General features: G+C 33.0%; 16 protein-coding genes and 1 tRNA gene. 8 read left to right on the forward strand and 9 right to left on the reverse strand.

Annotated features, from left to right (window positions below; genetic code table 11):
- The first annotated feature begins 3 nt into the window (after window positions 1-3).
- The 5 genes from WC622_RS05935 (at window position 4) to WC622_RS05955 (ending at window position 8,255) form a co-directional block, all read left to right on the forward strand.
- Window positions 4-1,503: a TlpA family protein disulfide reductase gene (locus WC622_RS05935; protein WP_372818222.1), complete on the forward strand. Its 1,500-nt coding sequence runs from the start codon at window positions 4-6 to the stop codon at window positions 1,501-1,503.
- Window positions 1,504-1,530: 27 nt separating this feature from the next.
- Window positions 1,531-2,211, forward strand: coding sequence for a LytR/AlgR family response regulator transcription factor (locus WC622_RS05940; protein ID WP_372818224.1), 681 nt, complete (start codon window positions 1,531-1,533; stop codon window positions 2,209-2,211).
- Window positions 2,212-2,326: 115 nt separating this feature from the next.
- Window positions 2,327-5,800, forward strand: a complete 3,474-nt coding sequence (locus WC622_RS05945; RefSeq protein WP_372818226.1) for a response regulator — start codon at window positions 2,327-2,329, stop codon at window positions 5,798-5,800.
- Window positions 5,801-5,807: 7 nt separating this feature from the next.
- Complete coding sequence (locus WC622_RS05950) at window positions 5,808-6,647, forward strand: protein-glutamate O-methyltransferase CheR (protein ID WP_372818228.1); 840 nt, start codon at window positions 5,808-5,810, stop codon at window positions 6,645-6,647.
- A 12-nt stretch (window positions 6,648-6,659) separates the two neighbouring features.
- Entirely contained in the window at window positions 6,660-8,255 is a 1,596-nt protein-coding gene (locus WC622_RS05955) for a response regulator (protein ID WP_372818230.1), read from the forward strand.
- 4 nt (window positions 8,256-8,259) lie between these two features.
- Here WC622_RS05955 and pth read toward each other — a convergent pair whose 3' ends face one another.
- From pth to WC622_RS05975, 4 genes are all read right to left on the reverse strand, one after another.
- Window positions 8,260-8,820, reverse strand: a complete 561-nt coding sequence (pth, locus tag WC622_RS05960; protein ID WP_372818232.1) for an aminoacyl-tRNA hydrolase — start codon at window positions 8,818-8,820, stop codon at window positions 8,260-8,262.
- A 142-nt stretch (window positions 8,821-8,962) separates the two neighbouring features.
- Window positions 8,963-9,544 (reverse strand): 50S ribosomal protein L25/general stress protein Ctc, encoded by a 582-nt coding sequence (locus tag WC622_RS05965; RefSeq protein ID WP_372818234.1) that lies wholly within the window; start codon window positions 9,542-9,544, stop codon window positions 8,963-8,965.
- 30 nt (window positions 9,545-9,574) lie between these two features.
- A complete protein-coding gene (locus WC622_RS05970) occupies window positions 9,575-10,516 on the reverse strand; it encodes a ribose-phosphate pyrophosphokinase (protein ID WP_372818299.1) in 942 nt (313 codons plus the stop codon).
- Between the two features lie 71 nt (window positions 10,517-10,587).
- Window positions 10,588-10,658 (reverse strand) — tRNA-Gln (locus tag WC622_RS05975).
- A 231-nt stretch (window positions 10,659-10,889) separates the two neighbouring features.
- Here WC622_RS05975 and WC622_RS05980 point away from each other — a divergent pair.
- A complete protein-coding gene (locus tag WC622_RS05980) occupies window positions 10,890-13,994 on the forward strand; it encodes a protein O-mannosyl-transferase family (protein WP_372818236.1) in 3,105 nt (1,034 codons plus the stop codon).
- Window positions 13,995-14,038: 44 nt separating this feature from the next.
- On the opposite strand, the gene WC622_RS05985 is transcribed toward WC622_RS05980, so the two are convergent.
- From WC622_RS05985 to WC622_RS06005, 5 genes are all read right to left on the reverse strand, one after another.
- Window positions 14,039-14,314: a hypothetical protein gene (locus tag WC622_RS05985; RefSeq protein WP_372818238.1), complete on the reverse strand. Its 276-nt coding sequence runs from the start codon at window positions 14,312-14,314 to the stop codon at window positions 14,039-14,041.
- Window positions 14,315-14,355: 41 nt separating this feature from the next.
- On the reverse strand, window positions 14,356-15,321 hold the full coding sequence (locus tag WC622_RS05990; protein WP_372818240.1) for an acetyl-CoA carboxylase carboxyltransferase subunit alpha: 966 nt from the start codon (window positions 15,319-15,321) through the stop codon (window positions 14,356-14,358).
- Between the two features lie 191 nt (window positions 15,322-15,512).
- On the reverse strand, window positions 15,513-17,084 hold the full coding sequence (locus WC622_RS05995; protein ID WP_372818242.1) for a S10 family peptidase: 1,572 nt from the start codon (window positions 17,082-17,084) through the stop codon (window positions 15,513-15,515).
- A 163-nt stretch (window positions 17,085-17,247) separates the two neighbouring features.
- Window positions 17,248-18,507 carry an ectonucleotide pyrophosphatase/phosphodiesterase gene (locus WC622_RS06000; protein WP_372818244.1) on the reverse strand — a complete coding sequence of 420 codons (1,260 nt, stop codon included), beginning with the start codon at window positions 18,505-18,507 and terminating at the stop codon, window positions 17,248-17,250.
- A gap of 8 nt (window positions 18,508-18,515) precedes the next feature.
- A complete protein-coding gene (locus WC622_RS06005; protein WP_372818246.1) occupies window positions 18,516-20,426 on the reverse strand; it encodes an alpha-amylase family glycosyl hydrolase in 1,911 nt (636 codons plus the stop codon).
- 107 nt (window positions 20,427-20,533) lie between these two features.
- Between WC622_RS06005 and WC622_RS06010 the strand changes: the two genes are divergently transcribed.
- On the forward strand, window positions 20,534-20,950 hold the full coding sequence (locus WC622_RS06010) for a sensor histidine kinase (protein ID WP_372818247.1): 417 nt from the start codon (window positions 20,534-20,536) through the stop codon (window positions 20,948-20,950).
- Between the two features lie 197 nt (window positions 20,951-21,147).
- On the forward strand, window positions 21,148-22,293 hold the full coding sequence (locus WC622_RS06015; RefSeq protein WP_372818248.1) for a fatty acid desaturase: 1,146 nt from the start codon (window positions 21,148-21,150) through the stop codon (window positions 22,291-22,293).
- Window positions 22,294-22,381 lie beyond the last annotated feature (88 nt).

Below are 22,381 nucleotides of genomic sequence, written 5' to 3' on the forward strand. Positions count from 1 at the left end.
ATCATGCGCTTCAAAAGAATTATTCTCTTGGCAATAACATCTGTTTATTGTGCAACAGCTGTCGCTCAATTTAAATTAAGTGGCAAAATTTTAAACTATGATGGAAAAGAAGAACTGAAAGTTAATATTCCTTTGGTTTTTGGATTTCATAAAGAGAATTCTCTTCAAATTCCAATAGGAAAAGATGGTTCTTTCAATTTCGTTTTACCTATAAGGGAAACCAAGTTTGCAAATATCATTTACAAAAGAAAGTTTCATACATTCTTGTTAATTCCTGGTAAAAACTTAATAGCTAATTTAAAAGACACCACACTAACTTTAATTGGAGGAACGGCTTTACTAGAAAGTAAGGTGATGCAAAAGGTTAATGTTGAAGAGTACCCTTTCTTTTTAAAAAACGAAGGGAACAATGAATTCTCTAAGCTCTCATTTTCACAATTAAAAGAACAGGTTTTAAAACCTTATTTTACACAACGTGATAATAAAATCAAGGTAGTTAATACCTCTGCAATTTCACCTAAAACCAAATTGTTAATTGCCACGGAATTAAGATCAATTGCTTACAATTACCTTAATGACTTAGCCAGAACACAAACAGCTAATCGTACAGTTGTAGACAGTTTAATTCTTGAAGTTTTTAATAACGCCGACTTAAAACCACAGGTTTTCCCAACAGGCCCTCAATATTTTGCTTTCGTAGATAATTACATTCGCTTTTTAGAAACGAAAGCTTTTATAAAGATCAAGGCAGAAAAAATTCCTTCAAATCAACCTGTTCCGTACTTTGGGATTAGTTTAGATAGTGCAAATGTAATTGTTAAGAAATTCGATAAAAACTATTGGAGATGGATTGGCGCAACCCATAATTTTCCTTCAGCTATTGTAGAAGAATATACCTATCAACAATTAATAAATCTATATCATGATAAAGATTTAAGACCCTTTGAAGGACTTTCCAATGCATTTAACAGACAATTCCCAAGCAGCATTCATCACCAAGATATTGTTTCTAAAACAACTAGTTTATACCAAACATTAATTGAAAATGAGACCAATGCCAACATCAAAATCATTGATGGTTTCGAAAAGATTAATTCTATCGAAGAGGTCCTTAAACCATTTAAAGGAAAGGTAGTTTATTTAGATATTTGGGGAACTTGGTGCGGACCTTGTAAAGAAGAATTAACATTTATTCCTGAATTAAAATCTCGTTTTAAAGATAAAGATGTAGTTTTTATCTATCTAGATATGGACGAAGAATACAAGGATGTTTCTTGGCGAGAATTCATCAAAATTAATAAAATGGAAGGGATTCATTTGCGTAAAAACAGGCAAACAATAGCTCCTATTTGGAAAGAATTATTAGCAAATGCAATAGATAAAGCTGAATATTATCCTCAATATTTTATATTTGACAAGGATGGGAAATTAGCAGTTACAAAAGCAAATAGACCAAGTTCAAAAGAACAACTTTATTCACAATTAGAGAATTTTTTGAAATAAAATAATTGTTAGCATTAATTAAATAGAATGATTGCAATTGCAATAGACGATGAACCCATAGCTTTAGACATAGTTGCAGCTCATGCTAGCAAAGTGCCTTTTATAGATTTAAATGCTCAATTTACTAATGCTTTTGAGGCTATCACCTACTTACAACAAAACAAAGTTGATTTGATTTTTTTGGACATCAAAATGCCTGATATTAGTGGAATTGATTTCTTAAAAGCATTAAGTAAACCACCAATGGTAATTTTTACAACGGCTTACAGCGAACATGCCGTACAAAGTTTTGAACTTGACGCTGTTGATTATCTGTTAAAACCTTTTTCATTATTTAGATTTTTAAAGGCATGCAATAAAGCAAAAGAGCTTTTCGATCTGCGTAACCAAAATCCAGAAAGCAAAGCTGATTTTATTTTTATAAAAGATGGTTATGAGCAGGTAAAGGTGCTTTTATCAGATATTTTATACATAGAGGCTTCTGGAAATTACACACAAATTCATTTAGCAAACGATAAATTATTGAGTTCTAGAATCACGATAAATGAGTTGACAGAACTTTTACCGAGTAAACAATTTATCCGTACACATCGGGCATTTATAGTTGCAAAAAATAAAATCAGCAAATATGATCGCTCACAAGTTTGGATTGGCCAAGAATCTCTTCCAATTGGTACAACTTATCTTCCAAATCTTAAACTATTCTAGTAAAAAACTAACTGTTTAAACTTTTATTTTTTGAAAGTGAATATCTTTAGTCAACATTTCGCTAAAGTACTATCTTAGAGCTTTAAAATTAAGCTATTTCATCATCCCTTTTAAAATGTTTAAACTGTCATTCAAACAACAAGTGTTAACTGGTTTTGCAGTTTCGCTTATATTTGTCTTTATAGCTGCGTTAGCATCTTATTTAAGCATAAGATCTTTTAATGAAAGTTCTAATTGGATAGAACATACCTATAAGGTTATTAATACTGCCGAAAAAACAAAAACGGAATTAATTAATGCTGAAACTGGATTAAGAGGGTATATCATTACTCAAAGAGCATCTTATAAAAACCCCTACAATAAAAGCATAAATCAAGTTTTAAAGAACGTAGAAGTTTTAAAAACACTTATTAAAGATAATCCTGAGCAATCTTTTAGGGCTGATAGTATTGAATATTATGCAGGATTAAAAGTTGAAGACATGAAAAATATCATTCAAAAGGCTGAAACTATTGGTTTTGAGGCTGGACGTGATGAAATTTTAACTGATAGAGGACAAAAGGTTAAACGTAATTTTTTAAGAATTACAGAAACTTTCATTAATATAGAATTAGCATTACTACAACAACGAAAAAAGGAAAATGAAGAAAAAAGTCAACAAACCATTGTTATAGTTTTATCAAGTTCTTTCATAATTTTCGTACTAATTTTATTTCTTCTTTCCTATATAAGGCGCACATTCGATCAACAAAAAGAAACTGAACGACAAATTTTAAGTACAAATACAGAATTAGCGCAAGTTTCTGCATTAAATGAACACCACAACTGGCTTTTAACTGGAGCTGCCGAAATTAACGAGGCAATGCAAGGAGAGCAAGAGATAGAAGAACTTTCTTCTAATATCATTTCAAAAATTGGAAATTATATTGATTCTGTAATTGGAGCTTTATATTTAGTAGATGATAAAAGAAAAATTCTATACCTCACTGGCTCTTATGCTTATCAAAGCAAACAAAAAAATCATGTCAAATTCGGAGAGGGTTTAGTAGGTCAAACGGCTGTTGAAAAGAAATCAAAATTTATTGGCGAAATTCCTAAAGACTACATTAAAGTAAGTTCTGCATTAGGCGATACTCATCCAGCGTATTTATTTTTAGCACCTATCATCTTCGAGAATAAAACAATTGCAGTAGCCGAACTTGGCTTTTTAATTAAACCTCAAGAAAACAAACTCCAACTCATTAGCAATATTGCCGAAAACATAGGAATAGCATTACATAGCGCATTAGCACATTTGCAATTAAGAGAATTATTTGAGCAAACTCAACAACAAGCAGAAGAGTTGGCAAGTCAGCAAGAAGAGTTACGTACGACTAATGAAGAATTAATGTATAAAACGGATGCATTGCAAGCATCAGAAGAAGAACTTAGGGTACAACAAGAGGAGTTGCAACAAACAAATGCAGAACTAGAAGAAAAAGCACAACTACTCGAAGAACGTAACATATTAATTAATGAAGCTAAAGAAGCCATAAGCATTAAAGCTGAAGAGTTAGAATTAAGCAGTAAATACAAATCTGAGTTTTTAGCAAACATGAGCCATGAGCTCAGAACTCCATTAAATAGTATTTTAATTTTAGCTAGGATATTAAAGGAAAACAGGCCTAATAATTTATCTGAAGAACAAATAAAATATGCTGGCGTAATTCACAATGCTGGTAATGATCTATTGAACCTAATTAACGACATCTTAGATTTATCAAAAATAGAATCTGGCAACATTGATCTGCATGTAGAAAAGATTAAGCCTGTTGAAATCAAGAATAATCTCGAATCGTTGTTTACAGAATTGGCAAATCATAAAAAAATAGATTTCAACATAAATTTAAATCCAGATTTACCAATTAATTTTACATCAGATCAGACTAGATTAGAGCAAATTATTAAAAATCTATTATCAAACGCATTTAAATTTACACCAGAGAAAGGGAAAATTAGTTTAACCATTGGATTAGCTAATTCAAATCAACTGAAAAACGATAATAATTCAAAAAAGAAAAAAGAAAAGCACTTATCTTTTACTGTTAGCGATACTGGAATTGGTATTTCTAAAGATAAACAAAAGGTAATTTTTGAAGCTTTTCAACAAGAAGATGGTTCAACAAGTAGAAAATTTGGAGGAACTGGTCTTGGATTATCTATTAGTAAAGAATTAGCAAGTTTATTAGGGGGAGAAATTCATGTAGAAAGCGAACAAGGTGTTGGTAGTACATTCACTTTATTTATCGTTCAAGATTTAGATACCGGAGCCACAGAGCCTATTGATTTGCCTGAAGAAACTCAGAATATTCAAACTATTATACCAGAAATCAATCCAAATCCGATTTCCACTGCAAGTAAAGACAACAGTTTATTAATTATAGAAGATGATATTGAATTTGCTGATATCTTAAAAACTTATGCGTTAGAAAAAGGATTTCATCCAATTTTAGCACATAGTGGAGATAAAGGATTAGAAATGGCAACCAAATTATTACCTGATGCCATTGTTTTAGATGTAATGTTGCCCGTTATCGATGGATGGACTATCCTTAAAAAATTAAAGTCAAATCCAGCTACTCAACACATTCCAGTACATATGATGTCTGCAGGAGATGAAAAAGAAACAAAAGCAAAAAAAGAAGGTGCAATTGGCTTTCTTAAAAAACCTATTGAAAAGGAAAAATTAGATCAGGCTTTAGATTTATTAAGTGTTCAACATCAGTACGATTTTAAAAATGTATTGGTAATAGAAGATCAAGTCTTACAAAACAATAATTTAACAGAGCAATTAGAAAAAAAGGGAGCGAAAGTCGCACAAGCATTTACTGGTAAAGACGCATTGAAGCTTTTAGAAGGTCACCATTTTGATTGCATAATTTTAGATTTGAAACTTCCAGATATCAATGGATTTGATCTTTTAGATCAAATTAAAATGAAGGAAGAGCTAAAACACATTCCTGTGATTATCAATACAGCAATGGAATTGGATAGAAATGAAATGGCTCATATTATGCAGTATACTGAAGCCATGGTTTTAAAAACAAACAAATCTAATGACAGGTTATTGGATGAAGTTAGTTTATTCATTAATAAATTGCAAAGTCCTGCAGTTGTTTCAAACAGACCACAAAATAATACAGCAAAAAGACCAGCGGCAACTACATTAGAAAAAGCATTAAAAGAAAAGGTAATCTTAATTACCGATGATGATATGCGTAATATATTTGCGCTATCTAGCGCATTACATTCTTACGATATAAAGATAATCATTGCGAATAATGGTATAGAAGCATTACAAAAATTGGAAAAACATCCTGAAATTAATTTAGTATTGATGGATATCATGATGCCAGAAATGGATGGATATGAGGCTATGCGTAAAATTAGAGCACAAAAGAAACTCACCAACCTACCTATTATCGCATTAACTGCAAAAGCAATGAAATACGATCGTGAAAAATGCATTGAAGCAGGGGCAAATGATTACGTTTCTAAACCTGTTGATGTAGATAAACTGTTATCAATGCTTCGTGTTTGGTTAAGTTAAATGCAAAATGAAAAGTATACCTAAGAAAACTGGAGATGGTATTTCTGATGAAGAATTACAGACACTAATTTTTCTGATTAAAAAAGTATATGGCTTTGATTTTAGCAATTATACGATGGCTTCACTTAAACGCCGCATCAATCGTATTATGGATTTGCAAAAATTGGATTATTTCGACTTGAGCAATCACCTCATAAATGATACTACATATTTCGATTTCTTTTTAACAGAAGTTACAGTAAATGTTACTGAAATGTTTAGAGATCCTTCTTTTTTCAAATCGATAAAAGAAAAAGTTTTTCCTTATTTAAAATCATATCAACACATTAAAATTTGGAGTGCTGGGTGTTCTACCGGAGAGGAAATCTATTCTTTATCCATTTTACTTTTTGAAGAAAATCTATATGAACGCAGTTTTTTATATGGAACAGACATTAACCAAGATGTTTTGATGAAAGCCAAGGAAGGAATATACGATCTCAAAAAAATGAAAAGTTATTCAGAAAACTATATTCAAATTGGATCAGGAAACTCTTTAGCAAATTATTATACAGCAAAATATGATGCTGCTTCGATGAGTAGAAAGCTTAAAAAAAACATCTTTTTTTCTATGCACAACTTAGTTTGCGATGGGCCATTTAATGAATTTCAAATGATTTGCTGTCGAAATGTGTTGATTTATTTTAACACCGAACTGCAATCAAATGTGATCCGATTATTTTATAATAGCTTAGCAAATTTTGGTTTTCTATGCCTTGGCACAAAAGAAAGTATTAGAGATAATGAGCTCTTAAAAAAATTTAAAATAATTGACAAAAAGAATAATATCTACCAAAAAATTAATTAAAACAAGTTTAAAATGAATAAAGTCAATCTTTTAATTGTAGATGATAAACCTGAAAATATTATTGCATTAGAAGCAATTTTAGATCAACAGGATATCAATATTATATCCACAACTTCGCCCAATGAAGCGTTAAGAATTTGCTGGGAAAAAGATATTGCACTTGCTCTTGTAGATGTACAAATGCCAGACATGAATGGTTTTGAATTGGTAGAAATATTGAAAAGTAACGCCAAAACTCAAGATATTATGGTAATTTTTGTAACTGCCATATCTCTTGAAGTTAAATATGCACTTAAAGGTTTAAATGCTGGGGCAATTGACTACTTATATAAACCACTTGATCCTTATGTTACATCTGCAAAAGTAGATTCATTCATTCAACTTATTCGCACTCAACGAGAAATTAAAAGCAAAAACCAACAATTAGAAAAATTTCAGAAAGAGCTTATTAAAGCTAAAAATGAAGCTGAACTCGGCAAAAAAGCTAAAGAAAATTTCATGGCAAACATGAGTCATGAAATTCGCACTCCTATAAATGGTATTATTGGCTTAATAAATCTCTTGAAAAAAAGCGAGCTAAACAGTGATCAAAAAGAGATGTTAAATCTTTTAGAAGTTTCATCAGAATCATTGCTTGGGGTAATTAATGATATTTTAGACATTTCTAAAATTGAAGCCGGTAAATTTAGAATTAACTATGCTGAAACAAATATCAGACTTATTTTAACTCAAGCGACAAACTTATTAGACATTAGAGCTAAAGAAAAAAAGCTAGACTTAAAATTAGAAATAGCTGATAATTTACCTGAAATAATTATCGCTGATTCGCTACGCTTGAATCAAATTTTTATGAATTTATTAAGCAATGCTGTAAAATTTACTCAAAAGGGAGAAATTAAACTTAAAGCTGAAGTTTTAGGTAGAAAGACAAATACTGTGCAAATTCGTTTTTCTGTTAGCGATTCTGGAATAGGTATTTCATCAGCAGATCAAGCCAAAATATTTGATAAGTTTGAACAAATTGAAGATCATACCATTGCGCAACATGGGGGAACTGGATTAGGTCTATCCATTGTGAAAAAACTAGTAGAATTAAAAGGTGGCACACTTGAACTAACCAGTAAAGAAGGTGAAGGAAGCACCTTTAGTTTTACAAAATGGTATGAATTTATAGCTGATGATAAAGCGAAACAAGATGCTAATAAAATAAATGAAACCGAAGTTTTATCATCTTTAAAAGGATTAAAAGTTTTAGTTGCAGAAGATAATGTAATTAATAAGTTCGTATTACTAAAAGTATTAGATGGATGGGAAGTAAATTCGGATGTGGTTGTTAATGGATTAGATGTTTTAGAAATACTTAAAACAAATAACTATGATGTAATTTTAATGGACACTTATATGCCAGGGATGAATGGATTAGAAGCAACAGAAAAAATTAGATCTGGTTACATTCCTGGTAAAGAAAATATACCAATTATTACCTTTACAGCTGGCGTACTTGAAACTGATAAAGAGACTTCAGTAAAAGCTGGAGCAAATGATATCTTAAGTAAACCTTTTAAACCTGCTATTTTACATCAAAAAATTAAAATCTATTTGAAATAAATAGTTATTTATTAAACAAAGTCATAGTTTGGGCAGGACCGATAGTTACAAAACTTTTAATCATGGTTACGCCCCTATTTATTAAAGTTGGCAATTCTTTTTGTTCATCTTTATCGAACAAACCCAATACGTAATCAGCTTGTTGACCTTTTCTAAAATTATCACTAATTCCAAAACGCAAGCGGGCATAATTTTGGCCGCCGCAAACTTCTTCAATGCTTTTTAAACCATTATGTCCGGCACTACTGCCTTGTAATTTCATTCTCAATTTACCTAAAGGCAAAGCCAAATCATCAACCAAAACCAATACATTTTCTGGTGCAATTTTCAAATCCTTCATCCAATAGTTAACCGCTTTGCCACTTAAATTCATAAATGTGGTGGGCTTTATCACATGCAATTTCTTGCCCTTAAAACTTACTTCCGCATAATAAGCGAATCGTAAAAGCTCAAAACTTCCGTTTAAATCTTTCACTAATTCATCAGCAATATTAAAACCGATATTGTGTCGGGTGTTAGCATATTCTGGGCCAATATTCCCTAAGCCAACAATGAGGTATTTCATTCTGTAAAGATAAAAAGAAGTTTGTAGTTTTAGTTAACCGTTTTCATTTCTGATTTTATCGTCTTACTAAACAAAAAGCGATGCAAAATTTCTCTTGCATCGCTTTTTCTTGATATCTGCTAACTAGCAGCCGCCAACTAAATTATTTACCTTTAGCTGCTTCAGTTTCTGCTTGTTTTAATGCTCTAGACATACCAACAGAAACGATTGTATCTTCTGGAGTGTTAGTTACAACATAATCACCCTTTTGCAAATCACGAACGCGGAATAAGTTTCCAACCTCCATTTTATCAATACTTACTTCAACTACTTGAGGCATGTTTTTAGGCAATGATTTTACACGTAATTTACGTAGTTTTTGAACCAATTTACCACCCATTTTAACACCTGGAGAAGTTCCAGTTAATTTAACAGGAATTTCCATTACAATTTCTTTATCATCAAATAATTGAAGAAAATCTACATGTAATAATAAATCTGTTAATGGATGAAATTGAGCTTCTTTAATGATAGCTTTAGTTTTAGCACCACCAATAGTGATTTCTAAAAAGTTAGCTTCTGGAGTGTAAATAGCTTCGTTTAAATCGGTACTTAATACAGCAAAGTGAACTTGCTCTTTACCACCATACAATACTGCAGGAACTTTACCTTCATAGCGAAGCTCTTTAGCATCGCGTTTCCCTACGTTCTCTCTTGGAGAACCGCTAATTGCGATTGTTTTCATTTTATATTTATTTATTGTTAAAATTCTTAATTAAACCCTAAATAGGTCACTTATCGAGCCATGCTCATTTACATTGGCAATTGCTTTTGCAAATAATTTAGCCGTACTCAATACTTTAATTTTAGCACTCTCTTGTTTTAACGGAATAGTATCAGTTACGATTAATTCTTCTAACATCGAGTTTTCTATAGTTTCATATGCTTTGCCAGATAAAACGGCATGCGTACAAACTGCTCTCACACTATTTGCGCCGTTTTCCATAATTAAAGCAGCTGCTTTAGCTAATGTACCTGCGGTATCGCAAATATCATCCATTAACACAATATCTTGTCCAGTTACATCTCCAATAATCGACATTGATTCGATTTCATTGGCACGTAAACGACGCTTATCACAAATTACAACCTCTGCATTAAAAAACTTTGCAAAAGTACGAGCTCTGTATGATCCGCCCATATCTGGCGAAGCAATTGTTAAATTCTTTAAGCCTAAGCTTTTGATATAAGGAACAAAAATAACCGATCCATCTAAGTGATCTACCGGAATATCAAAGAAACCTTGTATCTGTGCTGCATGCAAATCCATTGTCATGATACGATGAATACCTGCAGACTTTAATAAATTAGCAACCAACTTTGCTCCAATTGCCACACGTGGCTTATCTTTTCTATCTTGACGAGCTAAACCATAATAGGGTACAACTGCCGTGATGTAATGTGCTGACGCTCTTTTAGCGGCATCAATCATTAGCAACAGTTCCATTAAATTATCGCTTGGCTGATAAGTAGATTGAACCAAGAAAACATCACATCCTCTTATTGATTCATCAAAAGAAGGTTGGAACTCGCCATCGCTAAACCGACTTAAAGTTACGTCCCCTAGTGGTTTGCCGTAAGCTTCGGCAATTTTTTGTGCTAAATCTTTTGTACCGCTTCCGGCAAAAATTTTAACTGGGTTAAATTGCAATGGCATGATTTCGCGGGTATCAATGCTGGTTAAAAAAAATCGGATTGCGTTTTTGTTCACAATCCGAATATGTTTTGTTGCCCGACCAGGATTCGAACCTAGACAAACGGTACCAAAAACCGTTGTACTACCTTTATACTATCGGGCAATCATTTCCCAAATCGTTGTTCTGAAATGGAATGCAAATTTACGCTTATTTTTTATAGCTGCAAGCCCCAAATCAAAAAATTTTCAAATAATTATAAAAGCTTATTTGTTGCGTTAAAAAAGGGTTAATTTTTGTTAAAAGACCTTAACTATTTGTATTTATATCAATCTATTTCTTTATTTTCGGCTGCATTTTTATGTATTAAGGCATTTATTTTTATCCATTTATACAATGAACTATTCAAAAATAAACAACATAGTCGGCTGGATTTGTTTCTTTATAGCCACTTTAACCTACATTTTAACTTTAGAACCATCAGTAAGTTTTTGGGATTGTGGAGAGTTCATTGCGTCGGCATTAAAAATGCAAGTAGTGCACCAACCTGGCGCACCTTTATTCTTAATGATTCAACGCTTCTTTTCTATTTTCGCCATGGGCGATGTAACTAAAGTTGCTTATTTCATGAATTTAGGCTCGGCAATTGCCAGTGGAGCTACTATTTTATTCTTGTTCTGGACAATCACTGCCCTCGCTAAAAAAGTTTTGATAAAAGCTAATGAAGAGATTAGCACAGGCAATTTAATAAGCATAATGGGCGCTGGTGCTGTTGGTGCATTAGCTTATACTTTTTCTGATAGTTTTTGGTTCTCTGCGGTAGAATCAGAGGTTTATGCACTTTCATCGTTATTTACAGCTATTGTTTTTTGGGCTATTTTAAAATGGGAAGCCATTGCAGATGAACCAAGAGCAGATAAGTGGTTACTTTTTATTGCCTATATTATGGGGCTTTCAATTGGTATTCACCTGTTAAACTTATTAACTATACCAGCTATTGCTTTTGTCTATTATTTCAAAAAAACAGCCAAACCAACTACGACAGGTATTTTTAAAACTTTCGGAATTGGTGTCGTTATATTAGCGATCATACAATATGGCATTATCCAATATTTAGTTTCAGCTGGCGCTTATTTCGATCTTTTCTTTGTAAATACTTTAGGTTTAGGATTTGGTACTGGCGTACTTTTCTTTGCTCTTTTATTAATTGGCGGCTTAGTTTGGGGTATTCGTTATTCCATTAAACACCAAAAAAGGATTTTAAACTTAGCTTTATTATCAACTGTGTTAGTGATTTTTGGCTATGGTTCTTTTGCTATGATCGTAATTAGGGCACAGGCTAAACCTAATTTAAATAATAGTGATCCAGATAATGCATTTTCATTTTTAAGTTACTTAAACCGCGAACAATATGGAGATAGACCATTATTAGTTGGACCGAATTACAATTCTATTCCTAAATATAATGATGACGGTAGCAATCCTATTAATATCCCAGGTGGAAAAATTTATAGAAAAGGTGCAACTAAATATGAAGTAGCAGGTATAAAATCTGATCATATTTATGGTGAAAATGAAAATTTCCCTGATAGTATTAAACGCTTACAGCACGAAGTTCTGTTTCCAAGAATGTATAGCGATGACGAAAGACATGTTAAATATTATCAAGATATGATGGGTTTTGATCAAACTCATTTCCCAACCTTTTTTGATAATGTTGGCTTTTTTGCCCGTTATCAAGTTGGGTTAATGTATATGCGTTATTTCATGTGGAATTTTGTTGGCCGTCAAAATGAAATACAAGGTCAAGGGAGTTTATATGAAGGCAGATCATTGAGTGGAATTAAACCTATTGATGCTTTAAATCTAGGGGATCAAACTAATTTACCTCCTTCTATTAAAGAAAGTACTGCTTACAATCGCTTTTTCTTTTTACCACTAATTTTAGGCTTATTAGGTGCAATTTGGCATTTTAAACGTAAACCAGAGGATGGTGGTATTATAGGTTTATTGTTTTTCTGTACGGGTTTAGCGATTGTTTTATATCTAAACCAGAAACCAATGGAACCAAGAGAAAGGGATTATGCTTATGTAGGTTCATTTTATGCCTTTGCCATTTGGATAGGGCTTGGGGTATTGGCGATAAAGGAATGGGTATTTAAAAAATTAAGCGTAAAAAATGCCGCTATCGGCGCTACTGCAATTGCTTTACTTTGTGCGCCAGTTTTAATGGCTAGCCAAGGTTGGGATGATCATAATCGTTCTACAAAAATGGTTGCACACGATATTGCTGTAAGTTATATGGAATCTTGCGCACCAAATGCGATTCTTTTCACTTATGGAGATAACGATACGTACCCATTATGGTACATTCAAGAAGTTGAAAATGTTCGCCCAGATATACGCTTGGTGAATTTAAGTTTGTTTGATACAGATTGGTACATCAATGGAATGAGAAGAAAAGTACATGAATCGGAGCCGTTGCCTATTACCATGAAACCATCGCAATATGTTTCTGGTGTAAGAGATGCGATGTATTATAAAGAGTTCCAAATTCAGGGTTCTGTAGAATTGAAACAAATTGTAGATCTTTTGTTATCTGATAATCCAGAGGATAAAGTTCCATTGATAGATGGCAGCAAAACCAATTTCATTCCAACTAAAAACTGGAAATTAACAGTTAATCCACAAGATGTGATTAGCTCGGGCACTTTACCTGCATCTGCAATGGGCAATATCACACCTGTAATGGAATGGAAATTTAACAAAGGAATTGTTACTAAAGGCACATTAGCCATGCTAGATATTTTGGCTCACAACAACTGGAAAAGACCTGTTTATTTCTGTAGCACTGTTCCATCTGAACAATTTAATGGTTTGGATAATTATTTATATAGCGAAGGTTTGACCTTGCGTTTATTGCCTTTAAAGCAAGATAGCATTGCAAATACTGGAGAACAGCCTATTAATTTAGAGCCGATGTATACTCACATCATGAATAAATTTAAGTGGGGAAATATTAAAAATGCTTCTTATTTAGATGAGCAATCATCTGATGATGTTTCTATTTTTAATAATATGTTTAACAGTTTAATTACTGGTTTAATTAAAGCTGGTAGACTTGATGATGCTAAAAAAGTAGTTCGCAGATATGATGAGGTAATGCCCACCAAAATTTATAGTCTTCGTACAATGATGGGCGTACCAACTATGGCTCAAAACTTATATATTTTAGGTGAAACTGAAAAGGCAAATAATTTGCTAAAAAAATCGGCTGACTATATACAAAAAGAGATTAGCTATTTGGCAGATGTTTCGAAAAGCAAGAATCAGTTGGTTGGAGGTCAAAATTTACAAATGGGATTAATGTACGGTTTAGAGCCAATGGTTAAGGTAGCTGCTCAATACAAGCAACCAAAACTTGCAGACCAATTGAATAAACAGTATGATGCATTGTATAACAGATTTAGTCAATTCTTTGGTCCTGCACCGCAGCAATAAATATACTATTTTGGCAGTATGATACTGACGAATACTAAAAGCCATCAAATTTTTAAGTTTGATGGCTTTTTTATGTTGTTTAATTTTGTTGCAGTTGCCAGTTCGAGCTTAGCAGTTAATAGTTCGAGCATAGCAGTTGATAGTTCGAGCATAGCAGTTGATAGTTCGAGCGTAGCAGTTGTCAGGTTGAACTCGGCAGTTGTAAGGTTGAACTCAGCAGTTGTCAGGTTGAACTCGGCAGTTGCCAGGTTGAACCCAGCAGTTGTCAGGTTGAGTTTGACAGTTGTCAGGTTGAGAAGGATTAAAACTAAAAAAGCCATCACGTTTAGCATGATGGCTTTTTTTATTAGATAGAATAGAATTAGTTTTCGACTACTACACCCATTGCACAGAATTTGTCAATTCTAGTTGCAATTAGTTTATCGGCATTTACGTTTTTCAATTCCTTTAAATCTTTTACGATTTGTCCTTTAAGTGTTTGAGCCATTAGCTCAGGATTTTGATGCGCCCCACCCAATGGTTCTTTCACAATACCATCAATTAAATGGTTTTTGTACATATCATCTGATGTTAGCTTTAAGCACTCTGCTGCTTTTTCTTTAAAATCCCAGCTTCTCCATAAAATGGAAGAACAAGATTCTGGTGAAATAACTGAATACCATGTATGTTCTAACATATACACTTTATCGCCAATACCAATTCCTAAAGCTCCGCCTGATGCACCCTCTCCCACTACAAAACATAAGATTGGCACTTTTAACACAGACATTTCTAATAAATTACGTGCAATTGCTTCCCCTTGTCCGCGTTCTTCTGCTTCTAAACCTGGGTAAGCGCCCATTGTATCTATAAAAGAAATTACTGGTTTATTGAATTTTTCGGCCAATCGCATTAAGCGTAAGGCTTTTCTATAGCCTTCGGGATTTGCCATACCAAAATTACGGTATTGACGTTCTTTGGTGTTTTTTCCTTTTTGATGACCGATAATCATTACAGTTTGCCCATCAATTGTTGCAAAACCACCAATAATGGCCTTGTCATCTTTTACGGTTCTATCGCCATGCATTTCGATGAAATCATCGCATATCATGGAAATATAATCTAAGGTTTGTGGTCTTTCTGCATGACGAGACATTTGTACTTTTTGCCATCCAGTTAAGTTATTGTATAATTTTTTACTGGTTTTAGCCACCTTTTCGTCAAGCTCTGCTAAAGTCGCAGACATATCTACTTTAGTTTTATCGGCAACTTGCTTTACCTTTTCAATTTGCTGCATTAAATCAGCTAAAGGCTTTTCGAAATCGAATGATGTTTTTATCTGTTCCATAAGCGGGTCACAAAACTAAGTAATTATCACGAAACATAATGCAATAAAATTTCCATAAAAGAATGAGCACTACCGAATAATTAACAGTAAGGACTTAAGATAAGTTAAGCATTTTGTATTATTTAGCCACAGATTAACAGATTTCTTTCAATGACAATCTATTAATCTGTGGATTATTATTTTCTGTTTTATTAAAACTTTGCAGGAACTCCTGGTTTTGGCAAGGCTTTTTCGATAAACTCTCTAATATGATCGTTCCCCATTTTTAAATCTGGTTTGCGTAAATACATCATGTGTCCACTTTCATAACCTTCCCAACTCATTCTATCTTTTAATTTTCCACTTGGATCCATTTGCCACATGTTATATTTAGCATTGAAATAATCGCAAGCACCATCAAAATATCCCGATTGAACAAGTACATGTAAGTATGGATTTTGAGCCATTGCAGCACGTAAATTTTCTCCAGTACGATCTCCAGTGTTATCCCATGGGTAAACTGAACCAAACATGTTGTATTTTAAATCGGTTTTATAATTGAGCTCATTGCGGATATACATATTTATAGCTGGTGTAAACGAATGCAACCACGATGTTAATTCTGCATTGTAATCTGGCCCATCACCAGCATCGGCTCTATCTATTCCTTTATATCTCGAATCTAATCGGCCAACGGTAAATCCTTGATCGCGTAACAGTTCTTTCCAAAATAAATTAGTAGATACATCTAAGTTATTTTGCATAATTACCTTTTCAGATATTCCTGAAAATCTAGCCATTTTTGCAGCTATCTTTTGTTTATCTGCTTGCGGTAAAAAACCACCTTTGGTAATTGCAGGAATAAGTTCATTAACGGTAAAACTTTCAACTTCTGGCAGCATATCCGTTAATTTTTTGCTTTGTAAATCCGCAGGCAATTTTTTGTGATACCATGCGGTTGCAGCAAAATAGGGTAAACGTAACGCTGCATCTAGCACTGTTCCTCTTTCCATTCCTAGTTCAGTTGGCGATACCAAAATAACACCATTTAGATACATCCATTGGTTACTTTGCAATTCTAAGGCCAAGCCAGAAACACGTGTAGTTCCGTAACTTTCTCCTATTAAAAACTTCGGCGATGCCCAACGATTGTTGCGGGTTACAAATGTATTTAACCATTCTGCTAAATACTTGATATCAGCTCTTACACCAAAAAATTTAGTGCCCGGAACATCTTTGCTTGTTGCTCGAGAATAGCCTGTATTTACAGGGTCGATGTAAACGATATCGGCAACATCTAAAATAGATGAACTATTGTCTTTGTAGCCATAAGGCTGAACTGGATACCCTTCATCATCGATATTTAAAACAACTGGTCCAGTATAAGCAATATGCATCCAAACTGATGCAGAACCTGGCCCACCGTTAAAAGAAATTACTAAAGGTCTACTCTCTCTATTTTGAACATCCGAGCGTTCATAATAGGTATAAAACAAGCCAGCAATTGGTTTTCCATCTTCATCCCAAACTGGCAAAGTACCTGTTGTAGCTTTGTAAGGAACAGCTTTTCCTCTTATAGTTACCGTATGATTGGTTACCACTGAGCTTTCTGGAACAATTGTTCTTGAGGCAATATTTGTGTTAATTTTTGGCTCTTCTTTAACAGAAGTTGTTGCTGCTGGAGTTCCAGTCTGAGTTGGTCTCGGCCCTTGAGAACGTTGTTGAGCCTGAGCAAAACTCACAAAACTTAATGCGATAAGCGTTGAGGTAAAAAATTTCTTCATTTGAGTTTTTAGTTTGGTTGCTATAAATATCAAAAATTGAAACTCATATTTAGCATCGAACACGAAATTGTTACTCATTCTGATTGTCATTCCGATTTTGGAGGAATCTCTTAGTAGAATTTATCAAATGAGATTCTTCGCTACACCCTGAATAACAATATGTTTATTTCAAAATTGGCGATAATACCTTCTCTTTACCATCAATTTTTTGGGTATAGGTTAACCCTAAAATTTTCGCAATTAGCGGATAAACATTTACGTTTTCGAATGCAGGGATTTTTAAATTCTGTTTAAACTGTGGGCCCCAAGCATAAAAAATTGCATGCATATCAGCAATCGCTGGGTCGAAACCATGTTGACCAAAATCAGGTCGTACGCCATTGATATTAAATACTTTTGGTAAATGCGGAACTAATAATATGTCTCCAACTCTATTGTAAGTATCTTCTTTTCTATTATAGTGCCAGGCTTTGGGGATATTCTTACTTAGATATACATCATAGTTTTGTGCTTCAGCTTTTAATGCTTTATACGTTGGTTTAATAAATGCTTTATCATTTGCATATATATGTAATAGCGCATTGCCTGGTGTAACTTTAAAATGCGTTAAATCTATCGCTTTAGGCAGAGGAATTGTATTTACATTATCAATTGCTGACATGCCATGATCTGACAAAATAACAAAATTAACAGCTAAACCTGTTGATTTAGCCGCATCAACTAATTTACCTACTGCATCATCTACTATTTGCACCGCCTTCCTGGTTTCTTCTGATTCTGGTTTGTATTTATGTGCTGCTTGATCTACCTGTGGAAAATATAAAGCAATAAAATGTGGTCGTTTTTCTCCTGGCAATTGCAACCAATCTTTAACAACAGCTACTCGTTTATCTATTGGAATAATTTCACTGTAATTGTATAAATAAGTTGGTTTTATGCCATCCATTGAAATTTCTGACCCTGGCCAATAAAAGATAGCACTTAACATTTTTTGTTGCTCTGCTAATACCCAAAGTGGTTTTCCGCCATACCAAGAGCTATCTGTAGCCATTGTTTTATCTGATTTCTTGTAGATAATAGCTCTCTTTTTATCGTAAAAAATATTATCCACTACACCATGATGCGCAGGATATAAACCAGTTACAATACCATAATGATTTGGAAAAGTTAAAGAAGGAAAAGAGGGTTTTAAATATTCTGCCTGAACTCCGCTTTCTCTCAGTTTAATTAAGTTTTTAGCATTGTACTTATCTGCTAGATCCCATCTAAATGCATCAATAGAAATTAAAATTACATACGGCTTTTTTTGTTGTTCAATACTATTTATTCTATTAGGAACTACCTTTTGTGTAGTGTCTTGGGCATTTACTGATATTCCTAAAAACGTAAATAATACGACCGCTAATAACTTCTTAATAAGCATTCTTAAAATTAATTTAAAGCTTGTTTACTATAAATATGATATTCTCCAGGAGCTAAAGTTGCACCATATGTAGTGCTAGCCATATTAATAGTTGCTCCACCAGTTGCATCAATCCAAGTTCCATTTGCTCCAAAATCAATGTTTGCAGTTTGATTAGTTACATCGAAATTACCCACTACAACCACTGTATTTGTACCGTTAGTTAATTTGATATATTTAAGTCCACCGCTAACACTATATGTATATGTTGGGCTAGTAAAAATAGTATTATTCTTTTTTAGTTTGATGAATTTAGTATAAGCATCGTATAAAGCTTTCCTGCGGCTATCGGTAAAATAATCCCATTTAATTGGTTTATCGCCTGTGCGACCATTAAAGTCTATGCTTACATCGTAACCAAGTTCGCCAAATTGCCAAATCATTTTCGGACCAGGAACTGCAAATAAAAATGCCGCAGCCATTTCTTCGCGTTTTAAAGCTGTTGTTAAATCTTTAATAGAATATCCAGTAACTACATTACCATAGGTGATATTTTTAAAGTTCAATCGTTCTTCATCATGGCTTTCTATATAATCAACCAGATTTTCGGATTTGCTAAATCCATGTTTAGTATAAAATGCCCAAGAAAAATCAGAAGTTGGTATCCAGCCCATTGTGGCTTCGTTCATGTTGTAATTAAGATTATTCCACAGCATCATCCCATCATCTGCCAATACTTTTTCTTCGCTAGCATCGGCAAAATGCTCTAAAATCACGTAGAAATTATTAGGATCTATACTTTTAATGTAGTTATTATATTCTTTCCAAATTGCAACACGGCTCGCATCATACGCAGCAAAACCAGCATCATTTGTAGAGTAATTTTGTGTAAATCCTTTTGATAAGTCAAATCTAAAACCATCGATTTTATATTGTTGCATCCAAAATTTAACCACATTTTTGACAAAATATTTAGTCGCTGCGCTTTCGTGATTAAAATCATAACCCACATTGTATGGATGTTTTGCATCTACATTATACCAAGGGCTATTTGAAGTGGGTTTACTTCCGTCAAAATACAACTGCACCATTGGCGATTGCCCAAAAGAATGGTTTAATACCATATCCATAATTACTGCAATTCCCTTACCATGACATTCATCTATGAAGTTTTGCAAAGCAGTTTTGGTGCCGTAATATTTATCTGGTGCAAAATAATAAGACACATTGTAACCCCAACTTAAATTGCCTTCAAACTCTGTAACTGGCATTAATTCAATTGCATTTATCCCAAGATCCTTTAAGTAATCTAATTTTTGAAGTGTTGATGCGTAACTATGCTCCATTGTAAAATCACGAATTAACAATTCATATACTACTAAATTATCTTTTGCTGGCCTAGTGAAACTTCCATTTTTCCATGTATAAATTGGCTGATTAGCCTGCATTACACTTACAATTCCAGTTGTTTTTCCGGTTGGATATGTTTTTAGATTTGGATAAGTTACTGATGAAATATAACTGTCGTTGTTAGGATCTAACACTTTTTCGCAGTAAGGATCTGCAACTTTCAATGTTCCATCTACAAAAAACTGATATGCATATTCTGTATTAGGGTTTAAGTTGTCAATTTGAACCCACCATGTATTATTATCTGGTGCTAGTTTCAGCTGATAAGCAGGTAAAGTTTGCCAATCATTAAAATCACCAATCACATATACCGATGATTTTGAAGGTGCATATAAAGTAACAATTGCTGATGTACCACCATTGATAAATACCACACCATCTTTAGCTGCACCTGGCAACGGATAAGTTGGAGTTGTTGGTACAGTAGGTGGAGTTGGTGTTGGATCTGGGACTGGGAACGTTCCCGATTTTTTACAACTAAAAAGTAAAGCGACTATTGCAAACAATAAAGGGTAAATCAATTTTTTCATACTTGGGATTATATTTGGAATCAAAAATACTTAATATTAGGTATTTACGTCTATAAAATTAACTGTAATTTTCATTTCAATAGTTATTTAAAAAAATAAGTTCACAAATGAGCTCTCAATTAATGCCAATCTCTATTTATCAATATGGTTTGATTAATTCAATTGAGCAATTAATTAACGATATTAATACATCAGGCAAAATTTACATTGAACATTTAATTTATGGTTTCGATGATCTTTCTAAATATCCAGAAGATTTTCAAGTCAGTTTTTATCGCATTGTGAAAAAAATTTTCCAAAATATCATAAAATATGCCAAGGCTACAAATGTTATTTTTCAATTGATAGAACATCCAGATTCTATTAATTTATGTATAGAAAATAATGGTAAAGGGAAAAGGATTGGCTTATTATCTAACCGAATAAATTACTACGAAGGAAAAATAAGTATTGAAAAGCAACCAGATAAAGGAACGCTCATTGTAATTGATATACCAACCCAACGTATGTTCACATCTTATTAAAGTATATGCACAATTTAAAATATTACAAGCAACGGAATATCTAACCAAAAAAACCTGCACTACATCTTTTGTTTAAGCTTTTGCGTAAATAAGAATGAAACAGCTAAAATTAAACTAGTATTTATGTAACATAACACATTAATTAGACTACATTAGCTAAAATTAAAAAACTGCCCCTACCACACTTTACACGAAATATGACAAAGAAAGTCAAGTTTACGAATACGAATAAATCTACCTTTTATGCTACCTTACGTAAACGTGTTGATGAACATTTTGATGAGCAACAAATAAGTGTTCATGCCAATGGCGCAATGTGGTTTAAAGCAGTTTTCTTTTTAGGAACCTTTGTTACCTTGTATCTACTAATTTTATTAGGCGGTTTTAATCCATTACTCATGTTAGGCATGGCTATTTTATTAGGCATGTTTGGCGCTTTTGTTGGTTTTAATATCTGTCATGATGCAATTCATAAGGCTTTTTCTGATAAATCATTTATCAATAAATCATTTAGTTTTTTATTTAGTCTAATTGGTGCTAGTGCTTATGTTTGGAGTATTTGCCATAATATTGTACATCACACTTACACCAATATCTCGGGACATGATGAAGATATTGATGTAGCACCAGGCTTAATCCGCTTTTGCGAAAATGAACCTGTAAATAAATTACAACGCTATCAGCATTTTTATGCTTTCGGCTTGTACAGTTTAGCTATGCTATCATGGGTTTTTAGAAAGGATTATAAGAAATTCTTCCAAACAAAAATTGGTTGTCAAGTATCAAATCATCCAAAAATTGAATATTTTAATTTGTTTTTCTTCAAATTTTTATATTATTTCCTGTTCATAATTTTACCCTTAATAGTCTTGGATATTACTTGGTGGCAGTTTATTATTGGCTTTTTAGCTATGCAATTTGCACAGGGTTTGGTATTAGGATTAGTCTTTCAATTAGCGCATGTGGTAGAAGGAACTAGTTTTCCTCATCCAAATAACGAAGGAAATATTGAAGAAGCTTGGGCAGCACATCAGATGATGACCACAGCTAATTTTGCAGTAAATAGTAAACTTGCTGGTTTTATATGTGGTGGTTTAAACAGACAAGTTGAACATCATCTCTTCCCAAAAATATGTCATATTCACTATCCCGCTATAGGCAAAATAGTTAAGGATACCGCTTTGGAGTTTAATCTTCCTTACATAGAAAGCCCAACTTTTTTAAGTGCTTTATGCTCTCATTACCGCATGTTGCGGAAATTAGGTAAGGAAGCATACATAGCTAAAGAAAAGTTAGCCATTATCCCTTGTATCCTTGCACCAAAAATTAGCACACCTTTATAAATAGCTCTTTCTTTCAATCAATCGAACAAAAAAATAAATTATTTGTTAATTGGGGATATAAAATTTCTTAATTTACGATGAACTATTT

The sequence above is a fragment of the Pedobacter sp. genome (assembly GCF_041662865.1).
In the GTDB taxonomy this organism is placed as follows: domain Bacteria; phylum Bacteroidota; class Bacteroidia; order Sphingobacteriales; family Sphingobacteriaceae; genus Pedobacter.